This is a genomic window from Phenylobacterium sp. (assembly GCF_041919955.1).
GTDB lineage: Bacteria > Pseudomonadota > Alphaproteobacteria > Caulobacterales > Caulobacteraceae > Phenylobacterium.
Genome location: NZ_JAYRSU010000008.1, coordinates 136,934 through 157,510, shown reverse-complemented (window position 1 = coordinate 157,510; position 20,577 = coordinate 136,934). Strand labels below are relative to the sequence as shown.

The following is a 20,577-nucleotide window of genomic DNA, read 5'->3' as shown; positions in this document are numbered from 1 at the left end:
TGGGGCGGCCGGTCACGGGCGTCCGCGGCAATGCTCTTCGCGCGCCTCGCGGACCAGTCGCAGGGTGCTGTCCGAATCCAGCGCGGTGGCGCGGCCGCCGCGCGCGAGATGGCCGAAGATCCGTTCGACCTCATCGTAGCGGCCGCAGGCGTCGGCCTTGCGGCCGGCCACGACCTCGACGTCGCCGAGCATGGCGAGCGACATGGCGTAATCGCGCAGCCGCATGGCCTCGGCCGGATGCTCCTGCCAGAGCGCTCGCCGTTCGGCCACGCCCTCTCTCAACAGGTCGGCGGCGCGCGCCGGCTGGCCGAGAGCGGCCAGGGTCTGGGCCTCGGCGTCAACGATGATCCGGTGCATGCGCGCAGCGTCCGCGTCGGCCAGGTCGGCTTCGGCGATGGCGCGGCTTTCCTGCTCGCCCAGACGGAGCAGGCCGAGAGCCTCGCGCGGGCGCTCCAGGCTGAGCAAGGTCGTACCCAGCGCCCAGCGCGAACGCGACAGCCGACGGGTGATGGCCGGATCGCCCGGCCACTGGCGAGCCGCCGCGGCCAGTATGTCCATCTGCCGCCTGTAGGGCGCTTCGGCGTCCGCTTTCCGTCCGTCGTAATAGATGCTCTCGGCCAGCAGGTCGTACAGCGACGCCTCGATCAGCCGCGCCTCCTGAGGCTTGCTTGCGGCGGGCGCGGTCAGGCCCGCATGGGCCGCGGCGATCGACTCGCCGTAGCGCCCTTGCCACTGACGCAGGGCGGCGAGTTGCTGGAAGTAGCGGGCGCCGAGGCCGTCGGACGCGGTCAGCGGGTCGCCGATCAGCCGTCGGGCGTCGGCCAGCAGCCGCTCGGCGCTGGGCAGGTCGTTGTCGACCATGGTCGCAATGCACGTCTGCTCCAGCCGCACCCGCGCCGCCAACCGTGCGCCTTCCGCTCCTGGCAACCCAGCCGCCAACGCGTAGGCGCGGCGTAGGTTCGCCTTGGCCGCGACGGGCTGGCCCAGGTTGGGAGCGCCTGGCTTGCCCTGTCGCTCGGCCAGGCGAAGGAGGCCCTCGACCGACTCCCGCGTCAGCCCCGGCGAGCGCTGAGAGCCGGCCAGGCGATCCAAATAGGCTTGCGAGACCTGGGCGACTTCAGCGCGCAGCGGCAGGGACTGCGGCTGGCGTTCCAGCCGATCGGAGAGATCGAACAGCAGGTAGCGGGCGACGCCGTGCAGGTCGTCGAAACGGCGCGTCGCTTCGGCCCGGGCCGCCTCGGCGGCCAGGTAGTTGGTCGTCGCGACGCCGGCGACGCCCGCCAGAGCCAGCATGGCGGCGGCGGTCGCGCCCACCCCCAGTCGGTGGCGCGCCAGGAACTTGCCGGACCGGTAGCGGAAGCTGTCGGGACGGGCGGCGACCGGATAGCCGCCTTTCCACCGATCGAGGTCGATGAGCAGGGCCGCGACGCTGCCGTATCGCGCCTCGGGGGCGTCGGCCCGCGCCTTGGCGGCGATGGCCGCGATATCGGGGTCGCCCGCCGCGCCGACCAGCTCGCTCAGCAGCACGCCGAGCGAGAAGACGTCGTCGGCGACGCCTGGAGAAGCGCCGGCCCGCCGCGCTGGACTGGCGTAGCCCTCGGTCATCGGCGTCGGGCGAGAGGGCTCCTCGTCCTCGGCCAGCAGCCGGGCGATGCCGAAGTCGAGCAGCTTCACCCGGCCCTGGGCGTCGACGAAAATGTTCGAGGGCTTCAGATCGGCGTGGACGATCAACCGCTCGTGCGAGAACTGCACCGCGTCGGCGGCCTGGGCGAACAAGGCCGCACGCTCGATCAGGCCGAGGGGCCGGGCGGCCAAGTCGATGGGCGCGCCGTCGATGTACTCCATCACCAGATAGGCTGCGCCGTCCTCGGTGACGCCGCCGTCGATAAGCCGCGCGACATTGGGATGCTCCAGCTGCGCCAGGATCTGGCGCTCACGCACGAAGTGCGAGGCGGCCAGCGGCGCGAGGTGGGCGTGCAGCAGCTTGACCGCCACCCGCTGTTCATAGAGCCCGTCGTCGCGCACGGCGCGCCAGACTTGGCCCATGCCGCCTTCGCCGATCTGTTCGAGCAGCCGGAAGGGGCCGACCCGGTCGGGCGCCTCGGCCGCCGGTGTCGCCAGCACCGAGGCCACAGTCGGCAGGGCCCGTCGCCCGGCGGCGGCGCTGCGCTCCAGCGCCTCGATCCGCTTGACCACGGCCTCGGGTTCGCGCCCCAGCAGGCGGCGGCGGAAGCGCAGGTCTCCCGGGCGCTCGCTGAGCCGCTCGTAGAGCCGCAGAGCGCGGCGCTCGACCTCAGGCCGTTGCGGATCCAAGGCCCGGGCTCAGATAGTCCTGCAGCCAGGCGCGAGCGGCCTGCCACCGGCGCTTCACCGTGCGCTCGGGTACGCCGATCGCCCGGGACGTTTCCTCGACCGTCAGGCCGAGGCCAAACCGCAGCTCGACCACGCGGGCGTGTTCGGTCGAGTAAGCGTCGAGGGCGGCGAGGGCCCGGTCGAGGTCTTCCAGATCGACCAACTGAGGGGCCGGCCCTTCTACCCACTGGGTCAGCAGCGGGGGGCGACGCTTGGCGGCGGCTTGGCGACGGGCCTCGTCGATCAGGATGCGGCGCATGGTGCGGGCGGCGAGCGCCAGCATGTGGCCTTGGTCGGAGACGGTGTCGGGCGAGGATTGGATCAAACGCAGCGCCGCCTCGTTCACGAGGTCGGTGGGCTGCAGCACCAGGCGCATCTGGTCGCCGGCGATGATCCGCCGCGCCACCCGGCGCATGTCGTCGTAACAGGCGGCGATCAGCGCTTCGGCCGCGCCGCGCCGCTGCTCCGCCGGCGCATGCGCCGTCTCGTCCTGGTGAAACCCCGCCGACATCGCCCGCCACCCAGAAACCGTCGTTCGACGATACACCGCTCGGTGGCGCGCGGCCACGCTCGTCGCGCGGTGGGCGAGCAGGGGACCGAAGGAGGCGGCGCGGGACATGCAGGGCTCAGGCGACGCGCGCCGCTCGCAAGGCGCGAGCGGCGCGCGTCGATCATTGGATCGATCGGTCAGGCCGCGTTCAGACGGTGACGACGGCCGCGCACGCTCGCCCCGACCAGGCCGAAGCCGGCGATCATAAGGGCCCAGGCCGAGGGTTCCGGCACGCCGCTGGAGACCTGCTGGGCGAGGTCGAGCGAGACGCCGCCGGTGTTGTCGCCATACGGGTAGTCGATGATGAAGAAGCGTACGTCCTGGGCCGCGGCCAGCGTGAAGACGATCGGACCGACCAGCGGCGAATAGGCGGCCGGGTTGCTCGCCTGGGCCAGCGGGGCAAAGGCGTTGGGACCCGCCTGCCACGCGGCCAGCGCCTTGGCGGCGGTATCGACATTGCCGCCGTTATGGCCGTAGTTGAAGCCGGCGCCGCCGCCGAGGTCCATGGCGAACGAGACGTTCCAGCCCATCGAGCAATGAGCTCCGGCCGCGTCGCAGCCGCCGACTGCGCTCCACGGGTTCCAGGCGTCGTAGGCGCCGCCGCGGGTCACGCCCACTGGCTTGAGCGTGTAAGTCCCGGCGCCGAGGGAGACGGTCACGCCGGTCCCGCTCAGCGAACTGATGTCAATCACCGCCGCCTGGGCGGCGTCGACGGCGCCTGCGAGGCTCGCCGCCGAGGCCAAGGCCGCGATCCGCAGCCAAGTCGAAGTCTTCATGCCGTGCTCCTTTGCAAGCCCCCGTCCGGCGACGCGCCCGGACCCCAATGACGGGACTTCAAGAACCAATGCGCAGTCGCCAGGGAAAGCGGGCCATGGCCGGGGGACTTAATTTGCAGGGGGCGAAATCACCTTCCGGGCGAGCAGGTAACCGGTGGTTAACCATAAGGCGGCTTGGGTCCTCGCGGGCGGATGCGACAAATCCACAGGCTTTCGCACTGGACGCAATATCTAGTGTTAACGGTCCGTTTACACACCAAGGATCGGTGGTAGCGTCCAGAATGGGCTGGGAGAACGATTCGATATGACCTCGGGTGCGCCCTGGAGCGTCAAGGGGATCGACCCTAAGGCGAGGGAGGTTGCGAAGGACCTGGCCCGCCGTTCCGGCATGACGCTCGGAGAGTGGCTCAACCGGATGATCCTCGAGGACGAGGGGCCGGAGGAGATCACCAGCCAGTCCTATTTCGACGAGCGCCCGCGGCCTGAGGCGCAACGTCCGCACGTGCTGGAACGCCGCCCCGAGCCGCTCGTTCCGCCGCGCTACGAGGCTCCTGCGCATGTCGGCGACGAGTTGGACCGCGTGGCCTTGGCGCTGGACCGGTTGAGCCGGTTCGAGCGTGACCCGCGCCCGTCGCCGGCGGCGCTGGCCGCCGAGCGGGTGATGGCCGACGCCATGGCGCGCATCGAGGCGGCCGAGCGCGAGGCGGTGGCGGTAGCCGCGCGCTTCGAGGGCGCGGTGCAGGAAGCGCGGGCCGAGAATTCGCGCCTGGCCGACCGCCTGCGCAAGATCGAGGCGGAGGCGGCGGGGCCGCGCTCGGTCGAGGCGCTGCGATCGCTGGAGGCGGCGCTGGGCCGCGTGGCGAGCCACCTCTATGAGGGCGAGAGCCGCACCCAGGAGACGATCCGCGCGGTCGAGCACCGGATCGACGAGATCATCGCCAAGGGCGTGGACGATCCCGCCGGCCTGATCGAGGAAGTGGTCAATCGGGTCGATGCGCGCCTGGTCGACGCCGAGGCCCGCACGGAAGAGACGCTGAGCGCCCTATCCGGCGCCTTCGCCGCCCTTGAGGCCCGAGTGGCCAGGACCGAGGGCGGCCTGGGGCCGGATATCGAGGGCCGGATCGCCAACCTGTCGGCCGAGCTGACTCGTCGCCTGGAGGAATCGCGCGGCGAGATCGCCCGCCAATTGCAAAGCGATGTGGACGGCCGCTTCGACCGTATCGAAAAGCAGATCGGCGAGATGGCGCAGGGCGTGCGCCAGGCCGAAAAGGTCTCGGCCGACGCTGCCGAGAAGATGGGCCGCGAGGTCCTGGCCATGGCCGACGCCCTGAACCGCCAGGTTCAGGCCGCCGAGCATCGCAGCGCCGACGCGCTGGAGCAGGTGGGAGGCGAGGTCGCCCGCATCGCCCAGGCGATGGAGAGCCGGCTGGGGCGGTCCGAGACCGCCCACGCCGAGGCGCTGGAGAAGCTGGGTGCGGAGATCGGCCGCATCACCGACCGCCTGACCGAGCGGATCGGCAGTTCCGAGCGCCGCGCCGCGCAGGCGATCGACGATGTGGGCGAGCAGGTGGCGCGCGTCAGCGAGCGGATCAGCCAGCGCCAGGAACGCTCGGTCGAGGACCTTGCCGAGCGCATCCGTCAGAGCGAGGAGCGCACCGCGCGGCTGCTGGACGAGGCGCGCGAGAAGATCGACCGCAGCCTGGCTGAATCCCAGCGCCGCATCGGCGAGCAGGCCCTGGCCGCCGTCGCCGCCCCGCGCATCACCCGCGAGGAGCCGCCGCCCTCGCCCTTCTCGCAAGATCCGTTCCGCGATCTCGGCCCGGCCGAGCCGTCCGCGGCGCCCCTGACCCTGCAGGCCTTCGCGCACGAACCTCGCGAGGAGATCGAGGCCGAACCGGAGGCTTTCGGACCCGACCCGTTCGCCGAGGCGACGGCGTCGGCCGAGGAATTCCCGCAGACCGCCGAGCCCCCGCAGTTCGGTGTCGAGGACTTCGAGGCGGCCGACGGCCTGCCGCCGCTGCCTCAGGCAGGTGTGATCGAGGACGCCGAAGCCCCGGCCGCGGCTGCGCCCCAGCCCGAACCGGAGGTCGCGCCGGTCGCCGAAATCGAGCCCGAGACGCAAGCTGCGTCCGAGGTAGAGTCCGATCGGCCTCGGAGGATCGAGCCGCTGATCGCCGAGCCTGAGCCGGAAGCCGAGATTCCGGCTCCGACCCTGTCGACCCGCGAAGTGATCGAGCAGGCCCGCGCCGCGGCGAGGGCGGCCGCCGCCGGCGACGCCAAGAAGGCGCCGACCGCACCCAGCAAGGGCGGCAAGATCGAGAAACTGCCGAAGGAACGCGGCAAGTCGCTGTTCTCGGGGCTCAGCCTGCGCAAGCGTGGCGCGGGCGGCTCGCTGCAGACCGCCTTGCTGGTGGCTGGCGGCGCGGCGTTCCTCAGCCTCGGCGCGGCCAGCTATTTCGTCGCCGAGGGCGAAGCCGGCGGCGCGCCGCCCAAGCGTGTGGCCGACGCGCTCGACGTATTCGCCAAGGACCAGGCCGGCGAGATCAAGGGCGGCGAAGCCGACACGACGCCGGCGATCGAGACCGCGCGGGCGGCGGTCGCCCTGGCGCCTCAGACCCTGCCGCCCCAGCCGACCAGCGAGAACGCCGAGGCCGCGGGTCTCTATGCGAGCGCGGTCCGTGCGCTGGAGGTCGGCCAGGCTGGCGGATTGGAGGCTCTTCGCAAGGCCGCCAATCTCGGCCACTCCCCGGCCCAGTTCTATCTGGCCAAGCTCTATGCCGAAGGCGGTGCGGGGCTGAAGAAGGACCTCGCCGAGGCGCGCCGCTGGACCGAGCGGGCGGCCGAAGGCGGCAACCGCGCGGCCATGCACAACCTCGGCATCGCCTATGCAGACGGTCAGGGCGGACCCGAGAACGCGGCCATCGCCGCCCAGTGGTTCCGTCGCGCGGCCGATCTCGGCCTGGTCGACAGCCAGTACAATCTGGGCGTCCTCTACGAACAGGGCCGCGGCGTCGGCCAGAACGCCGCCGAGGCCTACAAGTGGTACCTGATCGCCGCGCGCAGCGGCGACGAGCAGGCCCGCAAGAACGCCGGGCGGGTGCGCGCCAGCCTGTCGGCCGAGGGCCGCGACGTGGCCGAGCGTTCGGCCCAGGCCTTCCGGCCCACTGCGCCGAATCCGTCGGCCTATGTCGAGGCCGAGGCTCTGTCGCGCGCCGACGTGGCCACCGCCCAACGGGCGCTTTCGCGGCTCGACTACTACCAGGGACCGACCGATGGCTCGGCCTCGCCGGCGCTCGCCATGGCCATCGCCGCCTACCAGCGGAATGAAGGCATGGCGGCGACCGGAAAGCTCGATCAACTGACCCTTTCGCGCCTGAAGGTCTTCACCCAGTAACGCGCGCCAGGTAAGGGGCGCTCTTGGATTTCTATCTGCCCATCGCGGAAGTCTCGGTGAACGCCCCCCTCCTGGTGGCGCTCGGGGCGGCGGTCGGCTTCATTTCCGGCCTGTTCGGCATCGGCGGCGGCTTCCTGATGACGCCGGTGCTGGTGTTCCTGGGCATCCCGCCGGCAGTGGCGGTGGCCAGCGAGGCCAACCACGTCGCCGCCTCCTCGACCTCCAGCGTAATCTCCTACACCCGGCGCAAGGCGGTGGATTTCCGTATGGGCGGGGTGCTGGCGGCCGGCGGGGCGCTGGGTTCGCTTGCGGGCGTCGAGGTGTTCCGCTGGCTGAGGCTGCTGGGCCAGGCCGACCTGGTGGTCTCGCTGTCCTATCTGGTCTTCCTGGGCGTGATCGGCGCGCTGATGCTGTGGGAGTCGCTCGGCTCGATCCTGCGCCGCCGACGCGGCGAGGCCCCCAAGCCGCGCAGGGATCGCCGCCCGCCGTGGCTCTACGGCCTGCCGTTCAAAATGCGCTTCCCGCGGTCGCGGCTCTATATCAGCGTCATTCCGCCAATCCTGCTCGGGGTGTTTGTCGGGATCCTCTCGGCGATCATGGGCGTCGGCGGCGGCTTCGTGCTGGTGCCGGCCATGGTCTATATCCTGCGCATGCCGGCAGGGGTGGTCGTCGGCACCAGCCTCTTCCAGATCATCATCACCACCTCGCTCACCAGCGTGCTGCAGGCTGGCCGCAACCAGACCGTGGACGTGGTGCTGGCGACCCTGCTGCTGATCGGCGGGGTCCTGGGCGCCCAGGTCGGGGCGCGCGCGTCCTCGCGCTTCCGGGCAGAGGAACTGCGCGCGCTGCTGGCGATCATAGTGCTGGCGGTCGGGCTGCGCATGGGGCTGGGTCTTTTCTTCACGCCGGACGAGCCGTTCGTTCTGATGGCGGGGAACGGCTGATGGTCGACGCCGCACTGCCGCCGGCCGCCGTCTCCGCCGCCCTGACCACGACCAATGTGCGGGTCACCTCCAGCTTCCGGGGCGCGCGCATCGTGCTCTACGGCGCGGTGTTCGACCCGACCACGAGGCCGAGCGACGTGGTGGTGATCGTCCGCGGCCCGGACGCGCCGCTACGCCTGGCGCGCAAGTCGAAGGTCGCCGGAGTCTGGGTTAATTCGCGCCCGGTGGTGTTCGAGGGCGCGCCCGGCTTCTACATGGCCGCCTCCACGCGACCGCTCGACCAGATCGCCAGCTTCAGCACCCTGCGCAAGCTGGGCGCTGGGGTCGACCACCTGCGGATCAACGCACCGATGGAGCAGCGGACCGAGACCCGTTACGGCGTGCGCGACGTCGTCGTCAGCGGCCTGGGCGCGGACTACCTCGACTGGCGGCGCGCGGTGGTGCGCCTGAAGGAGGCGGCCGGTCTCTACGCGGCCGACGAGCGTGGCGTGAGCTTCGTCGACCGCGGTCTCTTCAAGGCTGAGATCGACCTGCCAGCGTCAGCCCCGATCGGCGTCTATACCGCCGAGATCCTGCTGTTCCAGGACGGCAAGCCGGTGTCGCGGCGGATCCGTGGGCTGACGGTCGAGAAGGCCGGCGCCGAACGGGCGCTTTACCTCTTCGCCCACAACAGGCCATGGTCCTACGGCATCGCGTCCGTGGTGATCGCCCTCGCCGCCGGCTGGGGCGCTTCCGTCGCGTTCCGGAGGAACTGACGCTTGGATCTGCACGCCGAGACCCATGTCCATGCCGAGGCCGTGACGCCCGCCCCGCTCTGGGCGATCGCCCTGATGGGCCTGGCGCCGTTTCCGATCTCAGCGCTCGTCTATCTCTACGGCCCGGCCGATCTCAGCGGCCCGGCGCTCAGCGTCCTGCTGACCTGGTCGGCGATCATGCTGGGCTTCCTGGGGGGAATTCGCTGGGGCCTGGAGAGCGGCCGGGCCCAGCCCCGCTGGACACGGCTGGGGCAGTCGGTCCTGTCGCCGATCGCCGGCTGGTCGCTGCTGTTCTCGCGCGGAGCTCTCGAGACGAGCTGGCTGCTCGGCGGCCTGATCGCGGCCTTCATCCTGCAATGGCTGTACGATCACACCGCGCCCGACGTGCCGGCGCGCTATCCGCGGCTGATGACGACCCTCACGCTCGGCGCGTGCCTCTCGCTGGCCCTGGCGCTGGAGCAGGCGCTGCGCCTGTAGTCAGTCCGCCTTGATCGACCGCCAACCGATTGCGTGGACGCGGCCAGCGCCCAATGCGCCGCAGAGCGGGGCGCGGGCGAACAGTCCGGCGAAGGCTTCGTCCCGGATGCTGAGGCCGCCCGCATAGGCGCCGAAGGCGGGGACCACCATCCGCGCCCCGTCGGTCACGAAGCAGCGCCGCCGCACGCTGCCGCTGGCGGCGACGATGCGGGCGCAGGGGTGCAGATGGCCGGCGACCTCGCCCGCCTGCGGTCCTTCGGTCGGTTCGTGGCGCAGGATGAGGCTTTCGACCGCGATTTCGTCCAGAGTCTCGCCGGGCAGGTCGCGCGGGCCGTCGGAGTCGTGATTGCCGACCACCCAGATCAATCGCGTCATGCCCGCGAGGGCGCGCAGCGCGGCGGCATCGTCACGCGCCAGGCGATCTTCGGACTTACGGTCGTGGAAGGTGTCGCCTAGCAGGACCACGGCCTGTGGCGCGGCGGCGATGATCTCCCCCTGGAGCCGGCGCAAGGTGTCGCGCGTGTCATAGGGCGGCAACATCTGGCCGCGCGCCGCATAGGCGGAGCCTTTTTCCAGGTGCAGGTCGGCGACGACCAGCATGCGGCGGGCCTCGATCCACAACGCCCCGCTGGCGCGAAGGGTCACCGTGGTTCCGTTGAGGTCGGTGCGCAGGCCGCCGCATGGGCTGGCGGCGAAGGCGTAGGCGGCGGACGAGGCGGGCAGGGCGCTCACGGCTTCATGCTCAGGACAGAGCCTCGGCGATCAGGTCTTCCTCGGCCTCCGCAAGGATCAGGTCGGCGGCGCTGCCCGGCGAGCGTTCCTTGCCGATCTCCAGCAGGATCGGGACCGAGAAGGGCGACAGGCGCCCCAGCGGCGAATGGCGGATGCGGCCGGCGATCCGCGCCAGCATCTGGGAAAGGCGCGCCACATCGATCATGCCGGTGGCCGCGTCGTCCCGGGCGCAGCGCAGCAGCAGGTGGTCGGGTTGGTGTCGGCGCAGCACGTCGTAGATCAGATCCGTCGAAAAGGTCACTTGGCGTCCGGATTTCTCATGCCCCGGGAATCGCCGCTCGATCAGCCCCGAGATGATCGCACAGCCCTTGAAGGCGCGCTTCATCATGAAGCTCTCGGCGAGCCACGCCTCCAGGTCGTCGCCCAGCATGTCCTGCGCGAACAGCTCGTCGAAATCGAGGCCATCCATCGGCTTTAGCGCCCAGATCGCCATAGCGTAGTCGTTGCAGACGAAGCCCAACGGTCCGACCCCGGCCCGCTCCAGCCGCCGGGTCAGCAGCATGGCCAGCGTGGTGTGGGCCAGCCGCCCCTCGAACGGATAAACCACGAGGAAATGTCGCTTCCCGTGCGGGAAGGTCTCGAGCAGCATGTCGTCGGCGGGGGGGATCAGCGACAGGTCGCGCTGGGCCTCCAGCCATTCGCGCACGTCGGGCGGCAGCACGCTCCAGTGCGCCTGGTCGAACATCAGTTCGCGCACGCGCGTGGCCAGGAACGTGGACAGCGCGAACTTCGACCCGCCCCAGGATGGCATCTTCGGGTCCTTGTTGGTCGCCGGGCTGACCAGCACCTCGGTCCCGGTGACGGCGACCAGGGCCCAGACCTGACCGGCGAAGACAAAGGTGTCGCCGGGATCGAGCATCTCCAGCATGCCTTCCTCGACCTCGCCGATCTTGCGGCCGGCCCGGCCCTTTCCGATCGAGACCCGCACCGCAAGCATGGCGGGCGAGACGATGGCGCCGACATTCAGGCGGTGGCGCTGCGCGGTCTCGGCGTTGCGCACGGTCCAGCGGCCGTCCAGCATCTTCACGATCCGGCGGAAGCGGTCATAGGTCTTCAGCGCATAGCCGCCAGTCGAGACGAAATCGACGACCTGCTCGAAATCCTCCCATGAGAGGTCGCGATAGGGACCGGAACTGGTGATCTCATCGTAAAGCGCCAGGAGGTCGAAGGGTTCGGAGCAGGCGCAGCCCATGACGTGCTGGGCCAACACGTCGAGCGCGCCGATCCGGCTGAGCTCGCCGTCGAAGCGGTTCTCGGCGATGGCCTCGCGGGCGGCTTGGCACTCCAGCATCTCGAAGCGGTTGGCCGGCACGAAGAGGGCGCGGCTCGGCTCGTCCAGCCGGTGGTTGGCGCGGCCGATGCGCTGGACCATGCGGCTGGCGCCCTTCGGGCTGGCCAATTGAATGACCAGGTCGACGTCCCCCCAGTCGATGCCGAGGTCGAGCGTCGAGGTGCAGACCACCGCGCGCAACTCGCCCCTGGCCATGGCCGCCTCGACCTTACGCCGCTGTTCGGCGGCCAGGCTGCCATGGTGCAAGGCGATAGGAAGGTTGTCCTCGTTCAGCCGCCACAGCTCCTGGAAGGCAAACTCGGCCTGGAAGCGGGTATTGACGAAGACGAGCGCGGTTCGCGCCTGCTTGATGGCGTCGTAGACCTCGTCCATGGCGTGCTTGGCGGTGTGTCCGGCCCACGGCACGCGGCCTTCCGACAGCAGCATGTCGACGATCGGCGCGGCCCCGCCTGGGCCACGAACCAGGGCGACGGACTCATGTGGGGCGGTCCCCCGCCCACAGCTCAGCCATCGACGGATCACGTCAGGGTCGTCGACGGTCGCCGAGAGGCCGACGCGGCGCAGGTTGGGGGCGAACTGCTGCAGGCGCGCGAGGTCGAGCGCCAGCAGGTCGCCGCGCTTGGAGCCGTGCAGAGTGTGGATCTCGTCGAGAATGACGCAGGAAAGATCCTCGAAGTAGAGCCGCGCGCCCTCCCAGGCGCAGAACAGGGCGAGCTGTTCCGGCGTGGTCAGCAGGATGTCCGGCGGCTTGACCCGCTGACGCTGGCGCCGCGCAGCGCCCGTGTCGCCCGTGCGGCTCTCGGCCACGATCGGCAATCCCATCTGGAGAATCGGCGCCATCAGATTGCGCTCGACGTCGACGGCGAGCGCCTTGAGCGGCGAGATGTAGAGGGTGTGGATTCCGCGCGGCGCATTGGCCGGCGGTCGCTCCGCCAGCTCGATCAGGCTGGGCAGGAAGCCGGCAAGCGTCTTGCCGCCGCCGGTCGGGGCGATCAGTAAAGTGTCGCGGCCTTCGCGCGCCTTCTCGATCATCTCCAGCTGGTGGGCGCGCGGGCTCCAGCCGCGGCCTTCGAACCAGGCGGCGAACTTCGCAGGCAGGAGATCGGGCGGGAACGCCGGGCTGTCGGCCATGGCGTCATATGATGTTCGCGTTACGTTTCGCGCAAGCGCCTTGCGATCCTAGGTCGCTGGTCGCCGCCGCCCAGCGGCGCCATGGTGGCGGCCTGCAACTCTGAGAAGGATCCGGCCATGACCGAGACGTACCAGGGTGAGTGCTTCTGTGGTTCGGTGAAGATCGAGGCGGCCGGCGCGCCGCAGGCCATGGGTTACTGCCATTGCCGATCATGCCGATCCTGGTCCGGCGGCCCGGTAAACGCTTTCAGCCTCTGGCGACCGGAGGATGTGAAGGTGATAGCAGGCGCCGACAGCCTGGCCACCTACGCCAAGACGGAGATGAGCGAACGCCAGTACTGCACCAAGTGCGGAGGCCACCTGATGACCAACCATCCTACGTTGGGTTTGGTCGATGTGTTCGCCGCCACGCTGCCGGGCCTCGACTTCCAGCCCGGCGTGCACGTCAATTACGCCGAGACGGTGCTGCCGATGCGCGACGGCCTGCCCAAGCTGAAGGACTTCCCGGCCGAGTTCGGCGGCTCCGGCGAGGCGATCGCCGAGTGAGCGCGACGCGCCGGTAAAGACTGAGCAACCGTCGCAATCGCGCCCCAATCGGCTCGGAGCTTTCGGCTCGGCCAAGGCTGGGGAGCAGGCGCGGTGGCGGGGTTTCGTATCTATGGCGCGGGCGCGGTCCTGCTGGGCGCGGTCTGTCTGATCTTCCGCGACTTCGCCCTGCAATGGCAGCCGGTCCCGCGCGGCTGGGCGGGGCGCGAGGCGATCGCCCTGCTGAGCGCGGCCGGTTTCGTGGCGACGGGCCTGGCGATACAGGCGCGGCGCTTGCGTGGGATCGCGGCGGCGGCCCTGGCCGCAATGTTCGGCCTCTGGATCGTGCTGCACACCCGGGCGGTCATGGACGCGCCCGCCGACTTCGGAGCCTGGAACGGCGTGGCTGAGAGCCTCGCCCTGGCTTTGGCCGGTGCGGCGCTTTGGCTGCCGACGGCGGGCGCCCGCAGCGCCGGCGGGCTGGCGGTCCGCGCCTTTGGTCTCTGCCCGCTGGTGTTCGGGACGGCCCATTTCGCCTATGCCGACTTCACCGCTTCGATGGTCCCGGCCTGGATCCCGCCAGACCAGCATTTCTGGGCCTATGCGACGGGAGTCTGCCACCTGGCTGCGGGCTTGGCGATCATCTCCGGCGTATGGGCGAGATTGGCTTCCCGGCTGCTGGGCATGATGTTCGCCGGTTTCGTACTGCTGCTGCACGTTCCGCGGATCCTCGCCGACCCGAACAGTCAGCTGGAATGGACCATGACCGCCGTTGCGCTCTGCCTGACTGGCGCGGCCTGGAGCGTGGCCGACCAGATCGCCGCACGCGCGCCTTCCGCGACATCGTTCGCGTTCCGTTTCGGGGGAAAAGCCGCTAAGCCGAACGGGTGAACGCGCTCGCCCCGAGTCTCGATCTTGCGCCCGCCCTGGTGGTGCTGCCCGGCCCGAGGGCGGCGGCGGCCGATGCGGCCGGCGCCCAGGCGATCCGCCCGCCCGATGCGCGCGACCTGATGCAGCAGGGGCCGGTCCTGGTCGCCCACGCCTCGATGACCGCGCGGCGGTTGGGGCTGAACGCCCCGCCGCGCCTGCCCGGCCATTTCGACGCCCTGGAGCTCTACGCCTTCGTGCGGCCGGCCACCTTCTGCGCGCCGTCGGCGGTGGGGTTGGCGCAGGCGCTGGGTATGGCCGAGCCGAAAGGGGCGCAGGCCCAGGCCGAGGCGCTGCGCGAGGCCTGCGCGCGGCTGCTGGGCGAGCTGGCCGAGGCTCCACAGCCGAGCCGCGAGGAGGCGCTGGCCATCGCCGAGACCTTGATGCGGGCCGGCTGGGCTTGGGGTCCGGCCTGCGTGGCGGCCTTGCGCTCGCGTCCGGTCGGCAACCAGTTCCGGACCTCGGGCCTCGATGTCTGGACCCGCATCATGGAGTGGGAGGACCAGGCGCCGCTCGGCGAGGCCAGTTCCAAGCCGGTTGCGCCGGAGGAGGCGGCCCAGCGTCTGGCCGAACTGCTGCAGCGGGCGGGGCTGGACGAGGCGCGGCCCTCCCAGGTCGAATATGCCGCCGAGGCGGCTTTCGCCTTCCAGCCGCGCGAGCGCGAAGGCGAGCCGCGTATGATGCTGGCCGAGGCCGGCACCGGGGTCGGCAAGACCCTGGGCTATCTGGCGCCGGCCTCGCTGTGGGCTGAGGCCAACGGGCCGTCGGTCTGGGTCTCGACCTACACCCGCGCCCTGCAGCGGCAGATCGAGCGCGAGAGCCATTCGATCTTTCCCGACCCCAAGGTGCGCGCCAAGAAGGCGGTCGTGCGCAAGGGGCGCGAGAACTATCTCTGCCTGTTGAACTTCCAGGATATGGCCAACACCGCCCAACTCGGCGGGGCGGACCTGGTCGGGATCGGTCTGACGGCGCGCTGGGCGCGGGCCAGCCGTGACGGCGACATGACCGGTGGCGACTTCCCGGCCTGGCTGCCGACCCTGTTCGCCGTGCCGGCCGCGGGGCAGGCGAGCGCCGGCAACCTCGTCGACCGGCGCGGCGAGTGCATCCACACTGGCTGCCAGCACTATCGCGCCTGCTTTGTCGAGAAGGCGATCCGCGGTTCGCGCCGCGCCGACCTGGTTATCGCCAACCATGCCCTGGTCATGACCCAGGCGGCCTTCGACGGTGCGCGCGCCGCCCGTGGCTCGAAGGGCGACGCCGAGACCACCCAGCCGCGTCGCATCGTCTTCGACGAGGGCCACCACCTCTTCGACGCCGCCGACGCGGCGTTCTCGGCGGCGCTGTCGGGCCAGGAGACGGCCGAGCTGCGCCGCTGGATCCGCGGGCCGGAAGGGCGGGGCCGGCGCGGCCGCGGGCTGGAGGCGCGGCTGATGGACATGCTGGGCGACCGGGAGGAGGCGCGCATGGCCCTTTCCGACGCCATCCAGGCCGCCTCGGCCCTGCCGGGCGAGGGCTGGTCGGGCCGCATCGCGCCGCCGAACGGCGAGGTGAACCCCATCGGCCCGATCGAGGCCTTCCTGGTGGCGGTGATCGAGCAGCTTCGCGCCCGCGCCGCGCCCTCGGACGTCGGCATGGAGTGCGCCGCGCGCCCGGCGTTGGACCTGGTGCGCGCCACCGCCCGCGATGCGGCTGCGGCGCTGGCGAAAATCGAGGCGCCGCTGCTGGCGTTGGCCCGCGCGCTGGAAGACCTGCTGGATGAGGAGGCGGCCCAGATCGTCACCAGCGACCGCGGCCGCATCGAGGGCGCGCTGCGGGGTCTGGACCGACGCTGCCGCATGCTGCTGCCGGCCTGGCGCTCGATGCTGCGGGCCATCGACGAAGACGCGGAGGATGACCCGGATTTCGTCGACTGGTTCGACGCCACCTTCCTCTATGGCCGGGTGGTGGACGCCGCCTGCCGCCGCCACTGGGTCGACCCGACCGAGCCCTTGACCAACGCCGTCATCGCCCCGGCCCACGGCGTTCTGGTGACCAGCGCCACCCTCTCGGACCCGACTCTGGACGACCCCTTCGCCCTGGCGGAGATGCGCACCGGCGCGGCGCGCCTGCCCGACCGGCCCAAGACCTTGAAACTGGCCTCGCCCTTCGACTACGCGGCAAATGCGCGGGCTTATGTGGTCACCGACATCGGGCGCGACGATCCCCGCCAAGTGGCCGCGGCGATGCGCGAGTTGTTCCTGGCGGCGGGAGGCGGAGGGCTGGGCCTCTTCACCGCCATCCGCCGCCTGCGCGCGGTGCATGAGAAGATCGCCGCACCCCTGGCCGACAAGGGGCTGGCGCTCTACGCCCAGCATGTCGACCCGCTGGAGGTCGGCGCCCTGGTCGACATCTTCCGGGCCGAGGAGGACGCCTGCCTGCTCGGCACCGACGCGGTGCGCGACGGGGTCGACGTGCCGGGGCGCTCGCTGCGGCTGCTGGCCTTCGACCGCGTGCCCTGGCCGCGGCCCGACATCCTGCACAAGGCGCGGCGCACGCGCTTCGGCGGCAAGGTCTATGACGACAATGTCGCCCGCGCCCGCATCTCCCAGGCCTTCGGCCGCCTGATCCGTCGCGCCGACGACAAGGGCGTGTTCGTCATGCTGGACGCCGCGGCCCCGACACGCCTGTTCTCCGGCCTGCCCGAAGGCGTGCGCGTCGACCGCCTGAGCCTGGTCGAGGTGATCGAGGCTGTGAGCGAATTTTTGGGACCTCCGTCCGACTAGCGGGAAACCGGATCGGCGACAGATCCCATCAGCAGCGGCGCCTTCGACTCAATTTCGCGAAGTACGAAGCCGAACGGACGGTCGGCTCGGAAGGTGAAGGGTGGAGGCGGCGGGGTAGGATCGGTCGCCGCGGCGGCCGTATCCGCTTCGGTGACGGCGGCCGCCTCGACGCCTTCCTCGTCCATCAGGAAGACGACGTCATGCGCGATGGCCCCGATTGTTAGCGGTTGAGCGGCGATCCCGGGAAAATCGGGCGACCGGCTGAGCGTCTCGGTCAGGCCCATGCGCCGTAACGGGTCGATTACACCGGCCCGTATGCGCAGATTCAGGCGCGGGACGATCACCTCTCCCTCGCGAAGCTCCCAATTGGTCTCGTCGGGGCCTAGTCCAGCCAGCGCCGAGGTCGCCCATTTTGGCGGCAGGCCGGGTTTGCGCGGCAGGACGAGCACGAGCTCATAGCGGAAGTCCGCATAGGATAGCGCTACGGCCTGAAGCTGTGACGACTCGAAGTACCGATAGAACGAGTTCCGGCGCATCAGCGACGTCATGATCTTAGAGCCGTCCGCTCGCGTGAACGGTTCAGTCCGGGTTTCCGATTTTTCGAAGGGCAGAAGCCAGCCGCCCTTGAAATAGAGCGTGTTAACGAGCGTCGCCAGTTGGTCGCCGGGCTCTACGGAGCTGGAAATCAGCCCCTTTGTGGCGCGCTCGACAAACGCGTTGATCTGCCTCGCCGTCGCCGGGTTCGAAAGGTCGGCGCTTTCAATTCGCGCGTCGAAGGCCTTTGCCTGCGTCGCGCGAAACGCTGGAGCGAGCGTGAGCGCGTCGTCGATCCAGAGACCGTTCGCCGTCAGAACGGTGGCTGGAACCGGTGCGACGCGGTTCGGGGTGGAAACGAGACGCGAGCGGACCGATGCATATGCTTCGCCGACCGCGCTCAACGTCGACCCGGCTCGATCGAGCCTGAGCACGGCGGCGATCTCGGCGGCCGTTCGTCCCCGAGCGCCTTGTCCTAGCATCGCCAGAGTGGCGGCGAGGTTCAGCGGAGAGACGACCTGGGTTTTGGAGGGGCCCTGCTGCTGCAGCAGGTCAATCAGCGACTCCCCGAAAGACGTGGCGCTCTCGCAGAAGCTGACGGCTTGGCCAGTGGGGTCCGGCAACGGCGACAAAGGGGCGGCTTTGGGCGCAGGCTCTTCCGACGGCTGGCGGCGGTCCCCGCAGGCGCTCAACAGGGCGCTGCCGATCATCAAACCGAGCGTCTTTCGCCGCGAAAAGCGCCGCATGCCGCAACCTGTCACGTCCTAGCCTGGGTGCAGCTTGAGTGCGTATCTCCCCCGTGGCAACATCCTAAGATTGTGTCGCGCCCCTTCAGTGCACGGCGCTCTTGGAGAAGAGATTGATCACCAGCACGCCTGAAATGATCAGGCCCATGCCGGCCAGGGCCGGCAGGTCGAGCCGCTGCTTGAAGGCGACCCAGGCGATGGCGGTGATCAGCACGATGCCGACGCCCGACCAGATCGCGTAGCCGACGCCGACCGGCACCGTCTTCATCGAGTGGGACAGGCAGTAGAAGGCGATGGCGTAGCCGATCGCCGTGACGACCGAGGGCAGGAGGCGGGTGAAGCCCTCCGAGGCCTTGAGCGTCGAGGTGCCGATCACCTCGGCGACGATGGCGATGGCCAGCCAAGCGTATCCATTCATCCGCATCTCCCGTTACGAACACGATGGCGTGTTTCGCATGGCGCGGCCAAGCCTTGCGCTGCGGGCTTCTCGGGTGGAAGCATAGGAACCGGTCGGGGTCACATGCGCCCGCTCCCAACGAGGCGGGCGCCTCTAGAGCTTGGGAGGGCCTGCAAATGGGCAGACCAGGTTCCGGTTCCGCACGCGCCATCGCGCTGGTCGGCGCGGCGGGATCCGGCAAGACAACCCTCATGGAAGCCATGCTGTTCGCTGCGGGCGCGGTCCCGCGACAGGGCGAGGTGGGCTCCACCAGCATCGGCGACGCCACACCCGAGGCCCGCGCGCGAGGCCAGAGCGTGGAGTTCAACGTCGCCGGCTTCGAGTTCATGGGCGACCGCTATTCGGTGGTCGACTGCCCCGGGTCGCCGGAGTTCGCCGGCTGCGAGGACTATGTGCTGCCGGCGGTGGACCTGGCGATCATCGTCGCCGATCCGAACCCGGGGCGAGCGGCTCTGCTGCAGCCGATCTTCAAGGAACTGGAGCAGCGACGCACGCCGCACGCGGTGTTCGTCAACAAGATCGACCAGGCGCACGGGGGGCTGGACGAGCTCTTGACCGCCATGGCGCCCGCGTCGGGGAACCGGCTGGTGGCACGGCAGATCCCGCTCGTCGAGAAGGAGCACGTGACCGGCTTCGTGGACCTGGCCCTGGAGCGCGCCTTCGTCTACCGCCCCGGCCAGCCCAGCCAGCAGGTCGACCTTTCCGGCGATGTCGCGACCCTGGAGGCCGACGCGCGCTTCCACATGCTGGAGCAACTGGCCGACTTCGACGACGCGCTGATGGAGCAGCTGCTGTCGGATCTCAATCCCAGCCAGGATACGGTCTTCGCCGACCTGGTGGCGGACCTGGCCCAAGGCCTGATCACGCCGGTGTTCTTCGGCTCGGCCATGAACGGTTTCGGCGTGCGCCGGCTGCTGAAGGCGCTGCGACATGAGACGCCGGACGTGATGGCGGCCGCAGCGCGCATGGGGATCGAAGGGCCCTGCGCCTATGTCTTCAAGACCTCCTACGCCGGCCAGGCGGGCAAGCTGGCCTTCGCCCGGGTGATGTCCGGCGAGATGGCCGACGGTGCGGAGCTGACCTTCGGCGACGGCGGCAAGGCGCGCGCCGGCGGCTTGACTGTCTTCACCGCGCCGAACGGCAAGAAGACCGACCGGGCGCGTGAGGGCGAGGTCGTCGCCATCGGCAAGCTGGACGGGGCATCGACCGGCGCGCTGCTGTCGCTGGACGGCAAGCCCCGAAGCTGGGCCGACGGCGCCCGACCGCCGGCGACCCTCTATGCAATGTCGATCGCAGCCAAGGACCGCAAGGACGACGTGCGGCTGTCGGCGGCGCTGCTGAAGCTGGCGGAGGAGGACCCGGCGCTGGCCATCGGCCAGGATCCCGAGACCCACGAGACCATCATCGCCGGGCGCGGCGAGGCGCACCTGCATGTGGTGATCGATCGCCTCAAGCGGCGCTTCAATGTCGAGGCGGCGACCAGCCGGCCGAAGGTCTCGTACCAGGAATCGCTGCGCAAACCGGTCACCCAGCGCGGCCGCCACAAGAAGCAGACCGGCGGCCACGGCCAGTTCGGCGACGTCGTGCTGGAGATCCGCCCGCGTCCGCGCGGCGAAGGTTTCGCCTTCTCGCAGAAGATCACTGGCGGGGTGGTCCCCAAGCAGTGGATTCCTTCCGTCGAGCAGGGGGTGCGCGACGCCATGGAGCGCGGCGCGCTCGGCTTTCCGGTGACAGACGTCGAGGTCGTGCTGGTCGATGGCTCCTACCACAGCGTCGACTCCTCGGAGATGAGCTTCCGCGCCGCCGGGCGCTTGGCCATGAGCGAGGGCCTGCGGGCTGGCGCGCCCTACCTGCTGGAGCCGGTGGAGAAGATCGTCATCCATGCGCCCCAGGCCTCGACCTCGAAGATCACCCAGGCGGTGACGGCGCGACGCGGCCAGATCCTGGGCTTCCACCCGCGCGAAGGCTGGGCCGACTGGGACGAGATTGAGGTCTGCCTGCCCCGGGCGGAGCGACAGGACCTGATCGTCGAACTGCGAGGCCTGACCCAGGGCCTGGGCGAGTTCACCGCGGAGTTCGACCACATGGCCGAGCTTCCAGGACGGCTCGCCGAACAGGTGGCCAAGGGCGAGCAACCGGCGGCGTAGCCGCGAGCAGACGGACG

Annotated in this window: 15 protein-coding genes; 8 read left to right on the top strand and 7 right to left on the bottom strand. The window is 70.3% G+C overall.

Features of this window, described 5'->3' with window-relative positions:
- Window positions 1–12 precede the first annotated feature (12 nt).
- The 3 genes from ACE3T2_RS09515 to ACE3T2_RS09505 all read right to left on the bottom strand — a co-directional run bounded on the left by ACE3T2_RS09515 (window position 13) and on the right by ACE3T2_RS09505 (window position 3,678).
- A complete protein-coding gene (locus ACE3T2_RS09515) occupies window positions 13–2,313 on the bottom strand; it encodes a protein kinase (RefSeq protein ID WP_374656886.1) in 2,301 nt (766 codons plus the stop codon).
- Window positions 2,294–2,863 (bottom strand): ECF-type sigma factor, encoded by a 570-nt coding sequence (locus ACE3T2_RS09510; RefSeq protein ID WP_374656885.1) that lies wholly within the window; start codon window positions 2,861–2,863, stop codon window positions 2,294–2,296. Before ACE3T2_RS09510 ends, ACE3T2_RS09515 begins: the two co-directional genes overlap by 20 nt.
- 176 nt (window positions 2,864–3,039) lie before the next feature.
- Entirely contained in the window at window positions 3,040–3,678 is a 639-nt protein-coding gene (locus ACE3T2_RS09505; protein ID WP_374656884.1) for a PEPxxWA-CTERM sorting domain-containing protein, read from the bottom strand.
- 304 nt (window positions 3,679–3,982) lie between these two features.
- Between ACE3T2_RS09505 and ACE3T2_RS09500 the strand changes: the two genes are divergently transcribed.
- Genes ACE3T2_RS09500 through ACE3T2_RS09485 form a run of 4 tightly spaced genes read left to right on the top strand, consistent with a single transcriptional unit; the run spans window position 3,983 to window position 9,248 of the window.
- On the top strand, window positions 3,983–7,072 hold the full coding sequence (locus ACE3T2_RS09500; protein WP_374656883.1) for a peptidoglycan-binding protein: 3,090 nt from the start codon (window positions 3,983–3,985) through the stop codon (window positions 7,070–7,072).
- Between the two features lie 23 nt (window positions 7,073–7,095).
- Complete coding sequence (locus ACE3T2_RS09495; protein WP_374656882.1) at window positions 7,096–8,016, top strand: sulfite exporter TauE/SafE family protein; 921 nt, start codon at window positions 7,096–7,098, stop codon at window positions 8,014–8,016.
- Window positions 8,016–8,771, top strand: coding sequence for a TIGR02186 family protein (locus ACE3T2_RS09490; RefSeq protein WP_374656881.1), 756 nt, complete (start codon window positions 8,016–8,018; stop codon window positions 8,769–8,771). The genes ACE3T2_RS09495 and ACE3T2_RS09490 overlap by 1 nt, the downstream gene beginning before the upstream one ends.
- A 3-nt stretch (window positions 8,772–8,774) precedes the next feature.
- Window positions 8,775–9,248 carry a DUF3429 domain-containing protein gene (locus ACE3T2_RS09485; protein WP_374656880.1) on the top strand — a complete coding sequence of 158 codons (474 nt, stop codon included), beginning with the start codon at window positions 8,775–8,777 and terminating at the stop codon, window positions 9,246–9,248.
- On the opposite strand, the gene pdeM is transcribed toward ACE3T2_RS09485, so the two are convergent.
- Window positions 9,249–9,980, bottom strand: a complete 732-nt coding sequence (pdeM, locus tag ACE3T2_RS09480; RefSeq protein ID WP_374656879.1) for a ligase-associated DNA damage response endonuclease PdeM — start codon at window positions 9,978–9,980, stop codon at window positions 9,249–9,251.
- Window positions 9,981–9,990: 10 nt separating this feature from the next.
- On the bottom strand, window positions 9,991–12,462 hold the full coding sequence (locus ACE3T2_RS09475) for a ligase-associated DNA damage response DEXH box helicase (protein ID WP_374656878.1): 2,472 nt from the start codon (window positions 12,460–12,462) through the stop codon (window positions 9,991–9,993).
- Between the two features lie 117 nt (window positions 12,463–12,579).
- Here ACE3T2_RS09475 and ACE3T2_RS09470 point away from each other — a divergent pair, with 117 nt between their 5' ends.
- The 3 genes from ACE3T2_RS09470 (at window position 12,580) to ACE3T2_RS09460 (ending at window position 16,676) form a co-directional block, all read left to right on the top strand.
- Entirely contained in the window at window positions 12,580–13,008 is a 429-nt protein-coding gene (locus tag ACE3T2_RS09470; protein WP_374656877.1) for a GFA family protein, read from the top strand.
- 93 nt (window positions 13,009–13,101) lie between these two features.
- Complete coding sequence (locus ACE3T2_RS09465) at window positions 13,102–13,878, top strand: DoxX family membrane protein (protein ID WP_374656876.1); 777 nt, start codon at window positions 13,102–13,104, stop codon at window positions 13,876–13,878.
- A gap of 119 nt (window positions 13,879–13,997) precedes the next feature.
- Entirely contained in the window at window positions 13,998–16,676 is a 2,679-nt protein-coding gene (locus ACE3T2_RS09460; RefSeq protein ID WP_374656896.1) for an ATP-dependent DNA helicase, read from the top strand.
- On the opposite strand, the gene ACE3T2_RS09455 is transcribed toward ACE3T2_RS09460, so the two are convergent.
- Both ACE3T2_RS09455 and ACE3T2_RS09450 read right to left on the bottom strand, forming a co-directional pair.
- Window positions 16,673–17,956, bottom strand: a complete 1,284-nt coding sequence (locus tag ACE3T2_RS09455; protein WP_374656875.1) for a serpin family protein — start codon at window positions 17,954–17,956, stop codon at window positions 16,673–16,675. The two genes, ACE3T2_RS09460 and ACE3T2_RS09455, sit on opposite strands and share 4 nt — an antisense overlap.
- Before the next feature lie 85 nt (window positions 17,957–18,041).
- On the bottom strand, window positions 18,042–18,374 hold the full coding sequence (locus tag ACE3T2_RS09450; RefSeq protein ID WP_374656874.1) for an SMR family transporter: 333 nt from the start codon (window positions 18,372–18,374) through the stop codon (window positions 18,042–18,044).
- 155 nt (window positions 18,375–18,529) lie between these two features.
- Here ACE3T2_RS09450 and ACE3T2_RS09445 point away from each other — a divergent pair, with 155 nt between their 5' ends.
- Window positions 18,530–20,560: an elongation factor G gene (locus ACE3T2_RS09445; protein ID WP_374656873.1), complete on the top strand. Its 2,031-nt coding sequence runs from the start codon at window positions 18,530–18,532 to the stop codon at window positions 20,558–20,560.
- Window positions 20,561–20,577: the final 17 nt, after the last annotated feature.